Source organism: Bradyrhizobium sp. B025, assembly GCF_042257955.1.
Classification (GTDB): Bacteria; Pseudomonadota; Alphaproteobacteria; order Rhizobiales; family Xanthobacteraceae; genus Bradyrhizobium; species Bradyrhizobium diazoefficiens.
The window spans coordinates 6,842,993-6,861,081 of the sequence record NZ_CP170150.1 but is presented as its reverse complement, the minus strand read 5'-3'; the positions used below and the strand labels follow the sequence as shown (position 1 = coordinate 6,861,081).

Genomic DNA, 18,089 nt, shown 5'->3' with positions numbered 1-18,089 from the left:
GCTCCAACATAGCGTCCGGTAAAGTTCACACGCCAGGGGGCGGGTGAAAGAGACGGCTGTCGACAGCGAGTGAGCATCATGCGCGGGTTCTTCCGAATCGCATTCGTTCTAACTGCCCTGTGGCTTCCTGCTCATCCGCACGCGTCCCAGGCCCACGCCATCATCGTCTCGTCCTCGCCGGCGACCGGCGCGACAATATCCGGTGACACCGTCGCGATCCGCCTGCACTTCAACAGCCGGATCGATCACGCCCGCTCGAAATTGACGCTGCTGGCACCGGACGGTGCGTCGCGCGCGCTGAGGCCGGCTTCCGATGCGCCCGCCGACGAGCTCAATGCCGATGAGACGCTGCTGCCGGCGGGGACATGGCACCTGCGCTGGCAGGTTTTGAGCGTCGACGGGCACATCACCCGCGGCGACATTCCGTTCACCGTCCGCTGAAACCACGGCCGTGTACCTGCTCCTCGACATCTTCGGCTATCTGTCGGTGGTCCTGCGGGGCCTGATCCTGATCGCCCAGTCGTTCACCCTCGGCGGTCTCGCGTTTCAGCTGTTGCTGTGGGGGCCGCTGCAGCCGCAGCTCTCCGTCTTCGGCCTCTCGATCGAGGAGCGATGCCGCGCGTTCCTGCGGTTCAGCGCCGTCGCATGGGCGCTCCTCACCGTCGCCTCGCTGGCGCTCAACGCGGCCGCGCTCGTCGGAACGCTCCAGGTGCCCTGGAGCGAAGCGGTCACTGCCGATTTTGGCCGCGCTGACCTCGTGATCGCGGCTTGCGCAGCCGGCATCGCCGTCCTGACGAAAGGCCCCGCGCACCGGGTGCGGTCGGCCGCGCTTCTCGCCCTGTCGGTGCTGGCGCTCGCGATGCAGACCCGGCTCACGCATGCGGCCAGCCGGCCGGATGTGCGCTGGCCGCTGCTGCTGTCCGACGCAGGTCACATGGCGGGGGCGGCCGCCTGGATCGGCGGTCTGCCCTATTTCCTGATCGCGCTGAACGGCTGCAAGGACGCCGGTGACTGGCGCCTCATTGCGCGCCGCTATTCGTTGATGTCGATGGCGGCGGTCGCGGCGATCGTCTCCGGTGGTCTGGTCATGGCGGCGAACTATATCGGCTCCGTCGCGGCGGTCTACGGCACCGCCTATGGCGTCATGACACTGGCGAAGGTCGGGCTGCTCTTGATGCTGCTGATGCTTGGCGCGAGCAATTACTTCCTCGTCGAACGTCTGCGCCGCGACCCCACGACGCCGATCTTTCGCCTGAAGCGTTTCGCCGAGGTCGAGATCGGCATCGGCATCACCGTGCTGCTTGCTGCGGCGTCCCTGACGTCATTGCCGCCGGGCGCGGATCTCCCTCATGATCGCCTGGACTGGCAGGAGATCGTCGAGCGCGCCGCGCCGCAATGGCCGCCGCGCCTGACCAGCCCGGATTACGACAGACTGACCGTCGCGCAGCTCCAGGCGAAGATCACCCTGGCAGACGCCGGGCGCGCGAGCGCGCAATCGGCCTACGTTCCCGGTGAGGGCACGATCCTGCCGCGCAATGCCGAGGATATCGCCTGGTCGGAGTACAACCATCACTGGGCCGGCGTCTTCGTGGTGCTGATCGGGCTCCTGGCGCTGGTCGAGCATTTCCGCTGGGGGCGCTGGGCGCGGCACTGGCCGCTGCTCTTCCTCGCGATGGCGGCCTTCCTGTTCTTCCGCGCCGACGAGCAGGCCTGGCCGCTCGGCCCGGCGGGCTTCTTCGAGTCGCTGCGTGATCCGGAGGTGGCGCAGCATCGCATCTTCGTGCTGCTCATCGCCGTGTTCGGCCTGTTCGAATGGCGAGTGCGGCTGCGCGGCACCAAGGCCGGTCCGTCGGCCTTGGTGTTTCCCCTGACCACGGCGCTCGGCGGCGCCCTGCTGCTCACGCATTCTCATGCGATCGCTAACATCAAGGACCAGCTGCTCATCGAGATGAGCCACACCCCGCTTGCGCTCTGCGGCGTCGCCGCCGGCTGGGCCCGCTGGCTCGAACTGCGTCTCGACGGCCGGGTCAGGCGGGCGGCGGCCTGGATCTGGCCGGTCGCCTTCATCCTGGTCGGGCTGATCCTGCTGGATTACCGCGAAGCCTGAACGCGCTATCCGTCGTACTGATCCGGCCCCATCGCCCATGACGTCTGATCATGGCCGAACGCGTAGTTCCGGTTGGTGACGACAGGATTGCGATTGACCATCGGCCGCATGAACATCGGGTGGGTCGCGCTGCGCACCTCGTGCTCGACCGTGAACAGCCTCTTGCCGCCGTCGAGATCGACGATGTCGCAGAACCGGTACTGATATTGATTGTCCTCGCGCGAGATCAGGTTGCGCGCGAGCAGCCTGCGATAGGGGCCGGAGAAGTCGGTGATGTACATCTGCACGTGGTGCCCGTCATACTCGCCCTGCGGCCGATCGGTCTCGCGGAACAGCAGGTGCTGGTCGCGGCCCGTCTTCACCGCCGCAACCGTGCCGTCGCCATTCCGCATGCCTGAGGGCATGCCCATGATGTCAGGATAGAAGGCGCAGATCGCCGATGCCGTTCCGATCGGCACGTCGAATTCGACATAGGGAATGCCGAGCGTGATGCGCCCGAAGCGCGCCGCGTCCGGTTCATGGACACGCATGCGGTTGCCCCATGGGCAGACGGCCTCGACATAGTCGTTGTGCTCGGCGAACGTGAAGGCTGTCCCCTCGAGCTTCTTCGCGACCGACGCCAATCGCGCCAGCAGCGCCTCGCGGTCTTCGATGACGAGGCCGGTATGGCCGCGCAGCACCTGCGGCCTGCCGCTCGGCAGGTGAAACTGGCTCCGTCCGGCGTTGATCCACATGTTGGTGTCCGACACCATCAGATAGGGATCGCGGGTGAGCCCAAGTCCCGCGACGTAGAATAACGTCGCCAGGCGCTGATCCGGGACCTGGATGTTGACGTGCTCGAAATGGATCGCGTTGCCGAGGTCTTCAGCGGATCGATCGAACTGTTGCGGCATGGCTGCGGCTCTGGGTGTGGGACGGACGGGTCATATTAGAGCAGAATATCGGCCAGTCGAACCGTCGGCCGATCACATCTGCTGATCGGGGCATGCCGCCGGCCACCTTGCCGCGGCAACCATTCCCTGTAATCTGGGCGGAAGACATCAAGGAAAGGGTCAATGGGGGGAGTTCTGGAAGGCGTGCGCGTCCTCGATTTCGGGCGCTATATCGCGGGTCCCTATTGCGCGACCTTGCTGGCCGAATTCGGCGCCGAGGTCATTCGAGTTGAGAAGCGCGACGGCAGCGAGGATCGCTTCGTGGCGCCGGTCGGCGCGGGCGGCGAGGGCGCGCTGTTCCTCCAGGTCAACCGCAACAAGAAGTGCATCACGCTCGATCCGATGAAGCCGGAGGGGCAAGAGGTGATGCGCCGCCTGGTTGCGACCGCGGACGTGGTCGTCGCCAACCTGCCGCCGCAGACCCTGTGCGCGATGAAGCTCGATTACGACTCGCTTCGCGCGATCAAGCCCGACATCATCCTGACGACAGCAACCGCATTCGGCGGGCCGGGGCCCTGGTCCGACCGCGTCGGCTTCGACGGTGTCGGCCAGGTCATGTCGGGCTCGGTGTACATGACCGGCGCCGGCGATCCGCCGTACCGCGCCGCGGTGAACTGGGTCGATTTCGGAACCGCGCTGCACTGCGCGTTCGGCACGCTCGCGGCGCTGATGGAGCGTGCGAAATCCGGGCGCGGGCAGATCGTCGAGGGCGCGCTGCTGGCCACCGCGTTGTCCTTCACCAATGCCACGCTGATCGAACAGGCCGTCATCAACGTCAACCGCGTTCCGACAGGCAATCTCGGCCAGACCGCAGCGCCCGCCGACATCTACCGCACCAAAGACGGCTGGGTGCTGTGCCAGGTCACCGGTCATCCGCTGTTCAAGCGCTGGGCCAGGCTGATGGGCGAGGAGGAGCAGTGGCTGAACGATCCGCGCTTTGCCGACGACATCAGCCGCGGCAACAACGGCCCCGTCATCAGCGAGCGGATGGCGCGCTGGTGCGCCGAGCGCACCACGCAGGAGGCCGTCGACACGCTGGGCAAGGCCATGATTCCGACAGGGCCGGTGCTCAGCCCGCAACAGGCGCTGGATCATCCGCACATTCGTGCCGCCGGCTTCATGCAGGACGTCGATTATCCGGGCTTGCCGAACCCCGCGCCGGTGGCGCGGGCCGCCGTGCGGCTGTCGGAAACGCCGGGTGACATCGCGAGCCGCCCGCCGACGCTCGGCGAGCATACCGATCGTGTCCTCGCGGAGCTCGGCTATGACGCGGCCGCGATCGCCGCGCTCCGGCAAAGCGGCATCGTCTAGCTGGGTCGGAGAGCGGCCGCAGTTGGGTCGCCGAAGATTTCGAACGCGTCACCGCCCATTCGCAAGCGCCAACGCGGCCTTCACCGCGTTCTCCAGAATTTCCTCCGACAACTGCCTGTCGCTCACGGCCCGCGACAATTGCAGCGCGCCGACCATGGTCGCATAGACCGACATCGCGCGTCGCCGGCGCTCCGCAGCCGAGCCATCCGGCATCTGCGCCGCCATCAGCGCGATGATGTCGGACATCTTTGCGGTGAAGGCTTCACGCGTCGCGTTCGGATGCCGCGCGATCTCGGACGCCAGCGCCGCGGTCGGGCAGCCGGTCCCGGCGTGGTCGCGATGGCGCGGGGAGAGGTAGTCGCGGATCGTAGTCTCCAGCGCGATGCCGTTTTCGAGATTGTCCTTGTGCCGCTGCTCGCGCCGCTCAAGCGCATCCAGCAGCACCGCGCGCACCAGATCCTCCTTGGATTCGAAATGTGTGTAGAAGGCGCCGTTTGTCAGGCCGGCCTCGGACATGATGCCGGCGAGACCGACGGCGGCGATGCCGCTCTCGCGGAACTGCGCCGAGGCGACGTCGATGATGTGCCGCCGCGTCGCGTCCCGGTGTCCCTTGTCGTACCGCGCCAATCGCGCCTCCTTGGGAGCCGATGTCCACCCCGGCCAACGAAATCGTGAGGAGCGGGCTATTGAATTACGATCATAATATTACATTATGGCCGTAATGCAATGGGCGGCCGATTGGCGGCGGTCCGGCACGCACGCAAGGACCATGGCCATGTCAGTCGAGGATGCCGCCGCCCCAGCCTTGCCCGCCGCGCAAGTCGCGGCCCATGCCGCGGCTCCGCTTCGCCAGGCGGCCGCGCCAGGCGCCGCCGTCACCCCAAGCGCGGCGGAGCAGCGGCGAGCGGCACTGCTGATCGCGCCGATCCTCCCCACGCTGCTCAAGCTGGCTGCGCCGACCGTGACCGTGCTGGTGGCGCAGACCGCGGTGAATATTGCCGAGGCCTATTACGTCGGGTTCCTCGGTACCGACGCGCTGGCGGGCGCCGCGCTGGTATTCCCGATCTTCATGCTGATGACCATGATGTCGAACGGCGGGTTCGGCAGCGGCGTTGCGTCCTCGGTCGCGCGCGCGGTCGGGGCGGGGCGCCGTGATGACGCCGAGGCGGCGCTGTTTCATGCCGTCGTGCTCGCTATCCTCGCCGGCGGTGTGTTCACGCTCGGCGTGACTCTCGGCGGCCCGTGGCTCTACCGGACCCTCGGCGGCCAGGGCGATGCGCTCGCTGCGGCCACCACCTATTCCAACTATCTGTTCGCCGGCGCCATTCCGGTGTGGATCGTCAACCTCCAGGCGGCGGCGCTGCGTGGCTCGGGCAACGTCAAGGTGCCCGCGCTGGTGACGCTGGTCGGCGCAATCGTGACCATCCCGGTCTCGCCGGCGCTGATCTTCGGCCTCGGGCCGATCCCGCGGCTCGGCATCGGCGGCGCCGGCGTCGCCTTCGGCCTCTATTATGGCGCGGCCATGCTGTTCCTGCTGCGCTACATGGCCTCGGGTGCGACAGGCCTGACGCTGCACATCGTGCCGCTGCGCCCAAAAATCTTCGGCGACATGCTGAAGGTCGGCATTCCAACCGCCTTCAATGCGGTGCTGACCAACCTCACCGTCATCCTCGTCACTGGCGCGGTCGGCCTGTTCGGCACCTCCGCGCTCGCCGGCTACGGCATCGCCTCGCGGCTCGATTACATCATGATCCCGCTGCTGTTCGGCATCAGCACGGCGACCCTGACCATGGTCGGCGTCAACATGGGCGCGGGCCAGACCGCGCGGGCGCGCCGGATCGGCTGGATCAGCGGCATCGTGGGCATGGTCATGACCGGGACGATCGGCCTGCTGGTCGCGATCTTCCCGACCGCCTGGCTCAATCTCTTCAGCCGCGATGCCGAGGTGGTGAGCGAAGGCATGACCTATTTGCGCATCGTGGCGCCGGCCTATGCCGCGCTCGGTTTCGGCTTCGTCACGTCCTTCGCCGCCCAAGGCACCGGGCGCGCCATGGGGCCGCTCGCCTCCTCGATCGCGCGGATCCTGATCGCGGCCGGCGGCGGCTGGATCGCGGTGGCAAGCTTTGGCGCGGGCATGGCGGGGCTCGCCACCATGGTCGCGGTGGCGCTCGCAGCCTATGCCGCGATCTGCGCCCTGGTCATGCTGTCGCCGTCGACCTGGCGGTCCGAATAGGCGCGGCTCACCTGATGCTGGCAACGCCAACGGCCGGCACCGGCAGCAGTAGCGCGTTGGTCAGCAACTGTAGCGCCGTCGGGCGCCGTGAATTCGTTTTCTGTTTGGCGTCGAATGGAGAAGGTGTGGCCCGCCCAGGCCGCCAATATGGATTTCCATTTTATTGATTTCATCCTGCGGAGAAGCGAATACGGTTCCAATCATTGTCGCAGACCTACGGAGACCAAGATGTCGTTTCGCCTCCCTCTGATCCTCTCGACCGTGCTCGCCGCCTGGTCGGCCACAGCAACAGCCGAGACCATCAAGATCGGCGTGACGCCGGGGCCGCATGCGCAGATCCTCGAGGCGGTGAAGCCGATCGCCGCCAGGCAGGGGCTCGATATCCAGTTGCTCGAGTTCTCCGATTATGTGGTGCCGAACGCCGCGCTCGACGCCGGCGAGATCCAGGCCAATTCGTTCCAGAACCAGCCGTATCTGGACAACCAGAAAGCCGATCGCGGCTACAAGATCGAGGCCGTCGGCCTGACCGTGAACTTCCCGATCGGCGTCTATTCGAAGAAGCACAAGGCCTTCGCCGATATCCCGGAGGGCGGCAAGGTCTCGATCCCGAACGATCCGACCAATGGCGGCCGCGTGCTGCTGCTGCTGCGCGACAAGGGTGTGATCAAGCTGAAGGATGGCACGGGGTTCAAGCCCACGGTGCTCGACATCACCGAGAATCCCAAGAAGCTGAAGTTCATCGAGGTCGACGCCGCCCAGGCGCCGCGCGCGCTCGACGACGTCGACGCGGCCGCGATCAACACCAACTATGCAACCCAGGCGGGCCTCGATCCGGTCAAGGATCCGATCCTGCGCGAGGATCCGAAGGGACCCTATGTCAACCTGATCGCGGTTCGCACCGCCGACAAGGACAAGCCCTGGGTCAAGGTGCTCGTGGACAGCTACCACACGCCTGAGGTCAAGGAGTTCGTCCTGACCAAGTTCAAGGGGGCGGTGCTGCCCAGCTGGTAGGCAGCCAGCGTCGTATCTTCGGCAGGAATGGATGGCTCCGGGGTGGCAGCCCTGCGCGGCGGCTGCTTGCCTCGCGCTGCGGCAGCGGACATCATGCGGGCTGTTGCAACGTTGGGCGCGGTTGGCATGAAACGGTTCGCAAATCTGAAAAGACTGGGCTTCTTCACGCGGCTTCTCGACGAGGCGCCGCCGGCGGACCGCTATCGCTTTGCGGCCGAGCAGATCGTGCGCGCCGAGAAGGCCGGCCTCGATTCCGCGTGGATCGCGCAGCACCATTTTCACGAGCGCGAGGGCGGCCTGCCGTCGCCCTTCACCTTCCTGGGTTATGTCGCCGCGCAGACCTCGCGCATCCGCCTCGGCACCGGCATCGTCACGCTGCCGCTGGAGAATGCGGTGAGGGTGGCGGAGGACGCCGCGGTGCTCGACCTTCTCTGCGACGGCCGGTTCGAGCTCGGCGTCGGCACCGGCGGCAATCCGTCGGCCTTTGCCGCCTTCGGTCTCGACAGCGCCCAGCGCAACGAGATCTTCGCGCGCAATCTCGAGGTCGTCCGCACCGCGCTCGCCGGTAAGCCGCTCACCGGCGGCGACACGCTCTATCCGCAGCGGCCGCAACTGGACGGCCGGATCTGGCAGGCGACATTCTCGGTCGCCGGCGGCGCCCGCGCCGGCAAGGCGGGCGATGGCCTCCTGCTCTCGCGTACCCAGCCGCGGGCCAAGGAGGCGCCGCGCGCAACGCTGGCCGAGATCCAGAACCCGATCATCGACGCCTATCTCGAAGCGCTGCCGCCGGGACGCGAGCCGCGCATCATGGCCTCGCGCAGCGTCTTCGTCGCCGACGACCATCGTGAGGCGATGCGCCTTGCCGACATTGGATTGCGGCGCGCGCTGCCGCAATTCATGAAGGGCGGTCACCTTCCGCCGGGCGAGACGCTGGCGGAGATGATCACCGCGTTCGACACCCATGTCGGCGCCGCCGACGAGGTCATCGCCTCGCTGCGTGGCGACGCGACGCTGGAGCGGGTGACCGACCTGGTCTTCCAGGCGCATTCGGTCGATGCACCGCACCCCTATATCCTGCGCTCGATCGAGCTGGTCGCGGACAAGGTGGCGCCGGCGCTGGGCTGGACCCGGACGGCGGCGCAAGACGTGGCGCTGGCGGGCTAAAGCATGATCCGGAGCCGAAGGGCCGCGTTAGTGCAAAGTCCGCAGCGGTCTTCCGAAAAATCACGCTCAAACAATAGTCGGAATGAACATGATCGCGTTGCACGAGGCTGAATGATGGCGACGAAGGATATCATCGACACGCTCGCCGGGATCGAACCGGGGTCCGCCCTGGACGGCATCCGCGCGAAGCGCGTGCAGGCGCGCGAGAACGCGCAGAAGAGCTATCTGTCGCTGTTCGAGCCGATCGACGCCGGCGATTTTTCGCTTTCCGAGCGCGCCGCGGTCGCGTTCTTCGTGATCGGTCTTCACCGCGAGCCCGTTGTCGCCGCGTTCTACCGGGCAAAGCTCGCGGCGACCGCCGAAGGAGCGCGCCTGGTCGAAGCGATCGAGGTCGAAATCGCGCGCGGCGCGACCTCGGGCCCGTACGGCGCTTTCCCGGCTGGACCGCTGTCGGTCGAGAACACGGCCGGTTTGATCTATCGCGTCAGCGCAGAGCGCAAACCCGACCTCGGTCCTCGGCTCGTTGCGGCGCTTGAGCATGCGCATCTGCTGGTGTTCCGGCCGCGCGATGCCGCGTCCGCCGACATGAAGGCGCTGCTGGCCGCCGGCTGGTCGAATACCGGCATCGTCACCTTCTCCCAGCTCGTTGCGTTCCTGTCGTTCCAGGTGCGCGTCGTCACGGGCCTGCGCGTGCTCGGCGCCTCGCTTGGGCGCACTGCAAACGCCGCGGCTGGCGCGTAAGGAGACCGCAATCATGAGCGCTGCAAACACCGTCAATCCGCCCGTCGTCTTCACCCAGGACGAACTCGGCTGGGTGTCGTGGATCGACCCGCTGCCCGAGGCCGAGTTGACCGAGCGGCACTTCGCCGGTCTGGTCGATCGCGCCCGCGCCAAGTCGGAATATTTCCGCCTCTTGGTGCGCGATCCCGAGGTGCTGGAAGCCCGCACCAAGACCGACAAGGACATCTTCTACAACGTCGCCGATGGCCTGCCGCGCGCCGAGCGCGAGCTCGCAGCCGCCGCGACCTCGCGCTACAACGGCTGCATCTATTGCGCCTCCGTGCATGCGCGATTTGCCAGCACCTATTCCAAGCGCCGCGACGACGTGCAGCGGCTGCTCGACGAAGGCGTCGAGGCCGATCTCGGCGAGCGCTGGAATGCCGTGGTCAAGGCCTCGGTGGCGCTGGCCGCGACGCCGATCGCGTTCGGGCCCGACAATGTCGAGGAGCTGCGCCGCGCCGGTCTCGACGATGCCGAGATCGTCGACGTCATCAACGGCGCCTCGTTCTTCAACTGGGCGAACCGGCTGATGCTGTCGCTCGGTGAGCCCTCGAAATAGGCAATCTCACCGGCATGGAAATTGCTGCTTGTTTCAACATTGAGTGGATGGAGCCGTAGATGAGCAACATCGATCGCCGTACCCTGGTCAAGGGCTCGCTCGCCGCCATGATGGCGGGAGCGGCCTTCTCGCGCAGCGCGTTTGCGCAGTCGTCCGAGCCGATCCTGCTCGGCGTCAGCGGCCCCCTGACCGGGCCGAACGCGCAATATGGCACGCAGTGGAAGCAGGGCTTCGATCTCGCACTCGACGAGATCCAGGCCGCCGGCGGCATCAACGGCCGCAAGCTCGCCTACAGCTTCGAGGACAGCCAGAGCGACCCGCGCCAGTCGGTGGCGATCGCCCAGAAGTTCGTGTCCGATCCCCGGATCGTCATGGAGCTCGGCGATTTCTCCAGCCCGGCCTCGATGGCGGCATCCCCGATCTATCAGCGCGGCGGCCTCGTGCAGTTCGGTTTCACCAATTCGCACCCCGATTTCACCAAGGGTGGCGACTTCATGTGGAGCACGTCGGTGAGCCAGGCCGACGAGCAGCCGCTGCTGGCGGCCTATGCCGTCAAGCGCCTCGGTCTCAAGAAGCTCGCGATACTCCACCTCAACACCGATTGGGGCCGCACCAGCCGCGACTATTTCGTCAAGGCGGCGAAGGAATACGGCGCCGAGATCGCGGTGACCGAGGGCTACATCGCGGAGGAGCGCGACTTCCGCTCCACCCTGGTGCGCGTGCGCGACGCCAGTCCGGACGGGCTGATCCTGATCTCCTACTATTCCGACGGTGCGCTGATCGCGCGCCAGGCCCGCCAGGTCGGGCTGAAGCAGACCATCTGCGCGGCAAGCTCGGTATACTCGCCGAAATTTCTGGAGCTCGGCGGCGAGGCGGTCGAGGACGTCCATCTCGGCACGCGTTATTTCCCCGAGGATCCCAGGCCCGAGGTGAAGAAATTCATCACGGGCTTCAAGGCCAAGTACAACGGGCAGGAGCCCGACGCCTTCAACGCCTATGCCTACGACGCGATGAACATGGCGGCCGCGGTCGTGAGGATCGGCGGCACCGATCGCCGCGCCATCCGCGACGCCTTCGCCAAGGTGAAGGATGTGTCGAGCGTCATTTTCGGCTCGGCGACGTTCGACGTCGAGAGCCGCCGGGTCAAGGGCGCCATGAACGCAGAACTGGTCGTGCGCAAGGGCCAGTTCGCGCTCTGGGACGGCAAGCCGACCTGACCTGACGGCCGGAGCGCGCCGCTCCGGCTGCCTTCCTTCCTACGCGGGGACCAACGTTTGTCTTCCTGGCTCGACTACACGATCAACGGGCTGATCGTCGGCAATGTCTACGCCCTTGTTGCGGTCGGGCTCGCGCTGATCTTCGGCGTCAGCCGGCTGATCAACTTTGCGCAAGGCTCGATCTATCTGGTCGGTGCCTATATCGGCTGGGTCGCGGTGGTGCAGCTGCATACGCCGCTGCCGCTCACCATCATCGTGGTCGCGGTGGCCGCAGCGCTGGTCGGGCTGATCATCGAGCGGTTCGGCCTGCGGCCGCTCCAGAACTCGGTGCGCATCGCGCCGCTGCTCGCGACCATCGGCATCAGCTTCGTGCTCGACCAGCTGGTGATGCTGACGTTCTCGCCGAACCCGCGTGCGCTGCCGAGCCAGTTGCCGGACGTCCGCTTCCAGATCGGCGGCGGCACGATCGGCCCGCTCGATCTGCTCATCGCCGGCGTCGGCATCACCAGCGCGCTGCTGCTGTTCGTGTTCCTGCGCTACAGCAAGCTCGGCTGGGCGGTGCGCGCCACCGCGCAGGACCGCGATGCCGCGATGCAGATGGGCGTCGATGTCAACCGCGTCAATCAGGCGGTGTTCGGCATCGCCGCGGCGCTCGGCGGCGTCTCCGGCATGCTGGTCGGCATGTACTACAACCAGATCGACACCGCGATGAGCCTTCAGGCGACACTCAAGGGCGTCGTCGCCGAAGTCGTCGGCGGCGCCGGCAACGTGCCGGGCGCGGTGATCGGGAGCCTGTTGCTGGGACTGGTGGAGAGCTACGGCGTCGCCGTGTTCGGCACCAGCTACCGCAATCTGTTCGCGTTCCTGCTGCTGGTCGTCGTGCTGGTGTTGCGGCCGAACGGCCTGTTCGCCAGCGCGCGGCAAGCGCCGCCCGAGCCGCTCACCGGGACTTTCATCGCGCCGAGCCGGCCGGTGCGTATTCCGCGCTGGGCGCTGCTGGTGGCGGCCGCTGCCTTTGCGATCCTGCCGCTATTCCCGGTGTCGTTCTACGTGCTCCAGACCCTGATCAACGCCTGGCTGCTCGGCATGCTCGCGCTCAGCCTGACACTGGTCGCCGGCACGATCGGCCAGGTCTCGCTTGGACACGCGGCTCTGCTCGCGATCGGCGCCTACACGTCCGCGCTGCTGTCGCTGAGCTTCGCCGTTCCCGTCGGCCTCGCCATCATCGGCGGCGGCCTGATGAGCGCTGCGCTCGGCACCGCTCTGATCTCGCCGTCGTTCCGCCTGCGCGGGCACTACGTCTCGATCGCGACGCTCGCCATCGGCGAGATCGTGTCGCTGGTGATCCTGAACTGGGAGAGCGTCACGCGCGGGCCGATCGGCATCTCCGGCATTCCGCCGCTGTCGCTGTTCGGCTACGACCTCGTCAGCCCGTCGTCGGTCTACTGGTTCAGCCTTGCGGTCATGGTCGTTCTGGCGCTGCTCCAGGCGCGCCTGCTCGGCTCGCATCTCGGCCGCAGCTTTCGCGCTATCAGAGACGACGACATCGCCGCGCGCGCCTACGGCCTCAGCCTGAACCGCTACAAATCGCTGGCCTTCGTCTTCGGCGGGTTTGCGGCGGGTGTCAGCGGCGGCATCGCCGCGCATCTCTATTCCTACATCAACCACGAGACCTTCAACACGCAGCAGTCCATCCTGGCGCTGACGGTCGTGATCCTCGGCGGCCTCGGCAATGTCGTCGGCGCCATCGTCGGATCGGTGGCGCTGGTCGGTCTGCCAGAATTGTTCCGGATCGCGGCGGAGTACCGCATCCTGATCTACGGCATCGTGCTGCTGCTACTGGTGCGGTTCAGGCCGCAGGGCCTGTTGGGAACGATGTGATGGCAGAGCAGCACACATCCATGCTGTCGCTGCGCGGGCTGACGCGGCGCTTCGGCGGCCTCACCGCGGTCGACGAGATCGATCTCGACCTCGCCAGGGGCGAGCTCGTCAGCATCATCGGCCCGAACGGCGCCGGCAAGACGACGCTGTTCAACCTCGTGACCGGGCTCGACCGGCCCGACGCAGGTCAAGTCCACTTCGAAGGCCAGGACATCACCGGCCTCTCGCCGGAACGGCTGGCGGCCGAAGGCATCGCGCGCACCTTCCAGCTCGGCCGCGTCTTCGGCAATCTCAGCGTCATGGACAACGTCCTGATCGGCGCGCACACGCGGCTGCGCGCGGTGAAGCCGACGGTGCCGGTGATCGGCCCGCTGCTGGAATTGGGGCTGGCGCTGCTGCGTCCCGCCAGCGTCAGGGACGAGGAAGAGCGGCTGCGCGAGGAGGTGAAAGCCATCCTCGCCCGCTTCGGCGAGCGGCTGCTGCCGCGGATCGACCAGCCGGCCTACAGCCTCTCCTACGCCAACCGCCGCCGCGTCGAGATCGCCCGTGCGCTCGCTCTCAAGCCGCGCCTGCTGCTGCTCGACGAGCCGACCGCCGGCATGAATCCGACCGAGACTGCCGAAATGCAGGGCCTCGTCGCCGAGCTGAAGGCGGAGGGGCTGACCATCCTGTTGATCGAGCACAAGCTCGAGATGGTGATGCGCCTCTCCGACCGCGTCATCGTCATGGACGAGGGCAAGAAGATCGCGGAGGGACCGGGCGAACAGGTGCGTGGCGATCCCAAGGTGATCGAGGCCTATCTCGGTCACGGCCTGTCGGGGGCGGCGGAGCAGGAGAGCGCGGCATGACGAATTCCTCTTCCGGGCCGCTGCTCGCGCTGTCTGATGTCAACACCTTCTACGGCCAGGCCCAGGTGCATTTCGACCTGTCGATCACGGTCGCGCGCGGCCACATCGTCTGCCTGCTCGGCGGCAATGCCAGCGGCAAGTCTACGACGATGAAGATCATCCTCGGCCTCGTCAAGCCGCGGTCCGGCGACGTGACGTTCGACGGCGCCTCGCTGATTGGCCTCTCCACGCCGCAGATCGTCCGCCGCGGCATCGCCTCGGTGCCGGAGGCGCGGCGGCTGTTCGCGGACATGACCGTCCGCGAGAACATCCTGATGGGCGCCTTCGTGCGCAACGACCGCGATGCGGTGGCGCAGGATCTCGACAAGATGCTGACGCTGTTTCCGAAGCTCGGCCAGCGGCTGTCGCAGCGCGCAGGCTCCCTGTCCGGCGGCGAGCAGCAGATGGTGGCGATGGCGCGCGCGCTGATGAGCCGTCCCAGGATGATCGTGATGGACGAGCCGACCATGGGCCTGTCGCCGCTCTATGTCGACCGCGTGCTGGAGCTGATCCGCACCATCAACCAGGAGGGCGTGTCCGTGTTCATGGTCGAGCAGAACGCCAGCCTCGCGCTCGAGATCGCGCACGAGGCCTATGTGCTCCAGACCGGCAAGATCGTGCTCTCCGGCCCCGCGCGGGCGCTGAAGGACGATCCTCGCGTCCGCGACGCCTATCTCGGCGGGGCCGAGGCCGCGTAACGATCAGGCCGAAGCTGCGCTCTGTGCCGGCTCCGCCGGCAGATCGTCGCCATTGGGATCACCGGGCGCGGTCGCCCAGGCCAGCTCCACCAGCGTCACGATCCTGCGTCCGCCGCCGTCGAGCTGGCAGACGATGAGACCCTGCTCCTCCATGTAGCTGAGCAGGCGCTGCGCGCGGCGCAGCGAATGCGAGCCATAGGCGCGGGCGATCGCGGCATCGCCCGGGCAGGGCCAGCCTTCCTTCGCCGCGCGCGCGATCATCATGAAGACGCCCTGCATGTCGTCGGGCAGGATCGAGGCGCGCAGCGACACGTCCTGCCAGTCGTCGTCCTCGGCATGCTCGGCGCCAAGCCCGGCGCGCGCGCGCGTCAGCATGCGGCGGAATTCGTTGAGGTCAGGCACGGCCGCGCCGAGGCCCTCGATGCGGCAGCGGACCACGAACTCCTGATAGAGCACGCCGACGGCGCGGAAGCCGGCATCGGGCTCGGCGAGCACGGCACGCAGGGTCCGGTCGACGCGTTCGCGCCGCTCCGCGAGCTCCTCGGCGCTGACCTGAACCTCGACCACCTCAGGCCGGATCTCCGGCGTGGCGGCCGCTTTCGCGGCGCGCAGCTGTTCGAGCAGATCCGGCGCGGGCCGGCGCTGCGGCCGGCTGGCATCGGGCGGCGGTGCGGCCAGGATCACGGCGCGCATATCCTCGCGTGCGGAGTCCGGCATCGGCATCAGCCGCGGCGTGGAGTTGCGCGCGTGGGTATCGGTCGGGCCGATGTTCAGGCGTAGCGGACGCCGCGACAGCGCAGGTCCCAGCGCCATGAACTGGCCGCGCTCGAGATCGCGAAAGGCTTCCGCCTGGCGCCGCTCCATGCCGAGCAGGTCGGCGGCGCGCGCCATGTCGATGTCGAGGAAGGTCCGGCCCATCAGGAAGTTGGAGGCCTCGGCCGCGACGTTCTTGGCGAGCTTTGCCAGCCGCTGGGTCGCGATGATGCCGGCGAGCCCGCGCTTGCGGCCGCGGCACATCAGATTGGTCATGGCACCGAGCGACAGTTTTCGCGCCTCGTCCGACACCTCGCCGGCGACTGCCGGCGCGAACAGCTGCGCCTCGTCCACCACCACCAGCATCGGGTACCAATGGTCGCGATCGACGTCGAACAGGCCGCCGAGAAACGCGGCGGCACGGCGCATCTGGTTCTCGGCATCGAGGCCCTCGAGATTGAGCACGGTTGAGACGCGATGCAGCCGCGCGCGCTCGCCCGCGACCTGAAGGCCGCGCTCGGTGTGATCCTCGGCCTCGATCACGAGATGGCCGAAGCGCTCGGCCAGCGTGACGAAATCGCCCTCGGGGTCGATGATGGCCTGCTGCACCCAGGGTGCGCTCTGCTCCAGCAGCCGCCGCAACAGATGCGACTTGCCGGAGCCCGAATTGCCCTGCACCAGGAGGCGGGTCGCCAGCAGTTCCTCGAGGTCCATGGCCGCCGCGGCGCCCGCCGTGGTCTGCCCCATCTCGATCGCAACCGTCATGTCCCGACTCAAGTCCCCATCATTCGCGGACAGGGGCTTATCAACCCGGCCGGGGCGCGTCGAGCACCACAGCGCGAATCAGGCTCTGTTGCCCACGACGGCGTTCAGGCGTGATTCGACAACCGTAGAAGCGCGGGGCGATAGGGCGGGACGGGATCGTCGTCCTCGTTCGGGGGAATCGCGCAGGAGCCGAATTCCTGCCTGATCCGCTCGATCTCGGCGATGCGCTCGTGCAGCCGCTGCAGATGTTCCGGTGACGTTGCCCGCCAGAACCGGAACGTGTCGGGGGTGAGCGGCAGGAACGCGGTGCCTGATGGCGTCGGATCGGGAACGACGGTGCGTCCGAGCAGCAGGAATCGGTTCTCGCTGGAGACCACGAGGGTCGCGTAGCCGCGGTTTCCGATTCGCCTGATGCCGTTCATCGACCATTCGGCGAGCTTGCTGAAATACGGCTCCTCGCGCCAGCGATCGGGGCAGTCGTCGTCGACCGTGACGTTGACGGCGTCCTGGCTGAAATGCACCACGATGCCCGATTTCGCTGGAAACCATGCATCGTCGAGATGGCCTTGCAGCCAGGCGCAGGCGAACGACCGGCACATCTGCGGGCGGCTCGCGTAGATGGTGCATCCGGTGCCCGCCTGCCAATGCCTGCAGAGCTGGTTTACCGGCTTGTCGACCGCGGCGACTTCGAGGATATCGCAGCAGGCGTTGCACGATCCGCATTGACGCGGGTTGGGCGCTGTTCTCGGCAGACCCGTTGCCCTGAAGCCTTGGCCGTCGCGCACCAGGAGCTTTTGTTTCTCCAGCGCAGCCAACGCACGTTCGATCTTGAGACGGGATAATCCGGTCGCGTCGATGACGCCCTTCATGGTCGTCGCGCCTGCCTCGACCGCACGGACGACGCTCAGCATCGCCTGATCCATTGCTTCTTCTCGTGTTCTTGTCTGGATCCCAAACGCAGGCATCGCAAATCAATGCCGGGCAAGGTGACTTACAAAGCTATCTTGCTCACGCCTAAGCGCGAGGCAAGACGACGAGACGTGGGCAGCGACACGATCGCGTGATCAGGACGGCGCGATCGCTCTCATCGAGTTCGGGCAACACCGGGAACCGTTCCGTGCGAACGCGGCCAAAGTCGAGCATGGCGGTGCCGCCGCATGACGCAGATCAAGATTTGCCGGCGCGATGCTGTTAGCCTGGGCTATGAACTTCCTGACCTTCTTCACGGCGACCTGTTTTCTCCTCGCCATGCCGGGACCGACCAACACCTTGCTCGCGACATCGGGGGCAGGGATCGGGATATCGCGGTCGCTCCGTCTGCTCGCGGCGGAGCTGTTCGGCTATCTCGCGGCGATTGCGCTGCTGCGGCTGGCGCTCGGTCCCGTCGTGAGCGGCATTCCGCTCGCGGCCGTCGTGCTTCGCGTGGCGGTCAGTGTCTACATCCTGGGCCTTGCCGTCATGCTCTGGCGCGTCAACGCGCGCGAGCTGCGCGGCGGCGCCGTGGTGACGTTCCGTCAGGTGCTGATCACCACGCTGCTGAATCCGAAGGCGATGGTGTTCGCCTTCCTGCTCCTGCCGCTCCAGGCCGGACTGTTCGAGCTCCTGCCGTGGCTCGGAATGATCGCGCTTCAGATCGTCACCGCGGGCGCCGCGTGGATTGCGTTGGGCGCAACGCTTGGCGGCGGCGCCCGTCGTCTCGGCTACCCTGAGATCATCACGCGCACCGGCGCGGTCACGCTCGTCGCCGTGACCGGCCTGATCTGGCTTCAATCATTCCTGAGCGCGTGAGCG

The 18,089-nt window shown here is 67.1% G+C and carries 17 protein-coding genes; 13 read left to right on the top strand and 4 right to left on the bottom strand.

Going from position 1 to position 18,089, the window contains the following annotated elements:
• Window positions 1–78 precede the first annotated feature (78 nt).
• Together ACE10W_RS32285 and ACE10W_RS32280 are read left to right on the top strand one after the other, a co-directional pair.
• Entirely contained in the window at window positions 79–441 is a 363-nt protein-coding gene (locus tag ACE10W_RS32285; protein WP_039183916.1) for a copper resistance CopC family protein, read from the top strand.
• A gap of 10 nt (window positions 442–451) precedes the next feature.
• Window positions 452–2,107 (top strand): copper resistance D family protein, encoded by a 1,656-nt coding sequence (locus ACE10W_RS32280; protein WP_028174218.1) that lies wholly within the window; start codon window positions 452–454, stop codon window positions 2,105–2,107.
• Window positions 2,108–2,112: 5 nt separating this feature from the next.
• On the opposite strand, the gene ACE10W_RS32275 is transcribed toward ACE10W_RS32280, so the two are convergent.
• On the bottom strand, window positions 2,113–3,000 hold the full coding sequence (locus ACE10W_RS32275) for a VOC family protein (RefSeq protein ID WP_375762439.1): 888 nt from the start codon (window positions 2,998–3,000) through the stop codon (window positions 2,113–2,115).
• A 162-nt stretch (window positions 3,001–3,162) separates the two neighbouring features.
• On the opposite strand from ACE10W_RS32275, the gene ACE10W_RS32270 reads away from it, so the two are divergent.
• A complete protein-coding gene (locus ACE10W_RS32270; RefSeq protein WP_375762438.1) occupies window positions 3,163–4,350 on the top strand; it encodes a CaiB/BaiF CoA transferase family protein in 1,188 nt (395 codons plus the stop codon).
• A 48-nt stretch (window positions 4,351–4,398) separates the two neighbouring features.
• On the opposite strand, the gene ACE10W_RS32265 is transcribed toward ACE10W_RS32270, so the two are convergent.
• Window positions 4,399–4,977: a TetR family transcriptional regulator gene (locus tag ACE10W_RS32265; protein ID WP_028174221.1), complete on the bottom strand. Its 579-nt coding sequence runs from the start codon at window positions 4,975–4,977 to the stop codon at window positions 4,399–4,401.
• Between the two features lie 148 nt (window positions 4,978–5,125).
• Between ACE10W_RS32265 and ACE10W_RS32260 the strand changes: the two genes are divergently transcribed.
• The 9 genes from ACE10W_RS32260 to ACE10W_RS32220 all read left to right on the top strand — a co-directional run bounded on the left by ACE10W_RS32260 (window position 5,126) and on the right by ACE10W_RS32220 (window position 14,780).
• Window positions 5,126–6,583: an MATE family efflux transporter gene (locus ACE10W_RS32260; RefSeq protein WP_028174222.1), complete on the top strand. Its 1,458-nt coding sequence runs from the start codon at window positions 5,126–5,128 to the stop codon at window positions 6,581–6,583.
• Between the two features lie 228 nt (window positions 6,584–6,811).
• Window positions 6,812–7,594: a MetQ/NlpA family ABC transporter substrate-binding protein gene (locus ACE10W_RS32255; RefSeq protein ID WP_028174223.1), complete on the top strand. Its 783-nt coding sequence runs from the start codon at window positions 6,812–6,814 to the stop codon at window positions 7,592–7,594.
• A 126-nt stretch (window positions 7,595–7,720) separates the two neighbouring features.
• Window positions 7,721–8,758 (top strand): putative FMN-dependent luciferase-like monooxygenase, encoded by a 1,038-nt coding sequence (locus tag ACE10W_RS32250; protein WP_161533545.1) that lies wholly within the window; start codon window positions 7,721–7,723, stop codon window positions 8,756–8,758.
• Between the two features lie 114 nt (window positions 8,759–8,872).
• Window positions 8,873–9,499, top strand: a complete 627-nt coding sequence (locus tag ACE10W_RS32245) for a CMD domain protein (protein ID WP_038965667.1) — start codon at window positions 8,873–8,875, stop codon at window positions 9,497–9,499.
• Window positions 9,500–9,512: 13 nt separating this feature from the next.
• Window positions 9,513–10,097, top strand: a complete 585-nt coding sequence (locus ACE10W_RS32240) for an alkylhydroperoxidase domain protein (RefSeq protein WP_011089638.1) — start codon at window positions 9,513–9,515, stop codon at window positions 10,095–10,097.
• A gap of 59 nt (window positions 10,098–10,156) precedes the next feature.
• Window positions 10,157–11,314 (top strand): ABC transporter substrate-binding protein, encoded by a 1,158-nt coding sequence (locus tag ACE10W_RS32235; RefSeq protein ID WP_028174227.1) that lies wholly within the window; start codon window positions 10,157–10,159, stop codon window positions 11,312–11,314.
• A 57-nt stretch (window positions 11,315–11,371) separates the two neighbouring features.
• On the top strand, window positions 11,372–13,195 hold the full coding sequence (locus ACE10W_RS32230) for an ABC transporter permease (protein ID WP_375762437.1): 1,824 nt from the start codon (window positions 11,372–11,374) through the stop codon (window positions 13,193–13,195).
• Complete coding sequence (locus tag ACE10W_RS32225) at window positions 13,195–14,043, top strand: ABC transporter ATP-binding protein (protein ID WP_375762436.1); 849 nt, start codon at window positions 13,195–13,197, stop codon at window positions 14,041–14,043. The genes ACE10W_RS32230 and ACE10W_RS32225 overlap by 1 nt, the downstream gene beginning before the upstream one ends.
• Entirely contained in the window at window positions 14,040–14,780 is a 741-nt protein-coding gene (locus ACE10W_RS32220) for an ABC transporter ATP-binding protein (RefSeq protein WP_011089634.1), read from the top strand. Before ACE10W_RS32225 ends, ACE10W_RS32220 begins: the two co-directional genes overlap by 4 nt.
• Window positions 14,781–14,783: 3 nt before the next feature.
• Here the strand turns inward: ACE10W_RS32220 and ACE10W_RS32215 are convergent, their stop codons facing one another.
• Together ACE10W_RS32215 and ACE10W_RS32210 are read right to left on the bottom strand one after the other, a co-directional pair.
• Window positions 14,784–16,298 (bottom strand): ATP-binding protein, encoded by a 1,515-nt coding sequence (locus tag ACE10W_RS32215; RefSeq protein ID WP_060908746.1) that lies wholly within the window; start codon window positions 16,296–16,298, stop codon window positions 14,784–14,786.
• A gap of 104 nt (window positions 16,299–16,402) precedes the next feature.
• Window positions 16,403–17,221, bottom strand: coding sequence for a YkgJ family cysteine cluster protein (locus ACE10W_RS32210; protein WP_038965652.1), 819 nt, complete (start codon window positions 17,219–17,221; stop codon window positions 16,403–16,405).
• A 262-nt stretch (window positions 17,222–17,483) separates the two neighbouring features.
• Here ACE10W_RS32210 and ACE10W_RS32205 point away from each other — a divergent pair, with 262 nt between their 5' ends.
• Complete coding sequence (locus ACE10W_RS32205) at window positions 17,484–18,086, top strand: LysE family translocator (RefSeq protein ID WP_271551540.1); 603 nt, start codon at window positions 17,484–17,486, stop codon at window positions 18,084–18,086.
• Window positions 18,087–18,089: the final 3 nt, after the last annotated feature.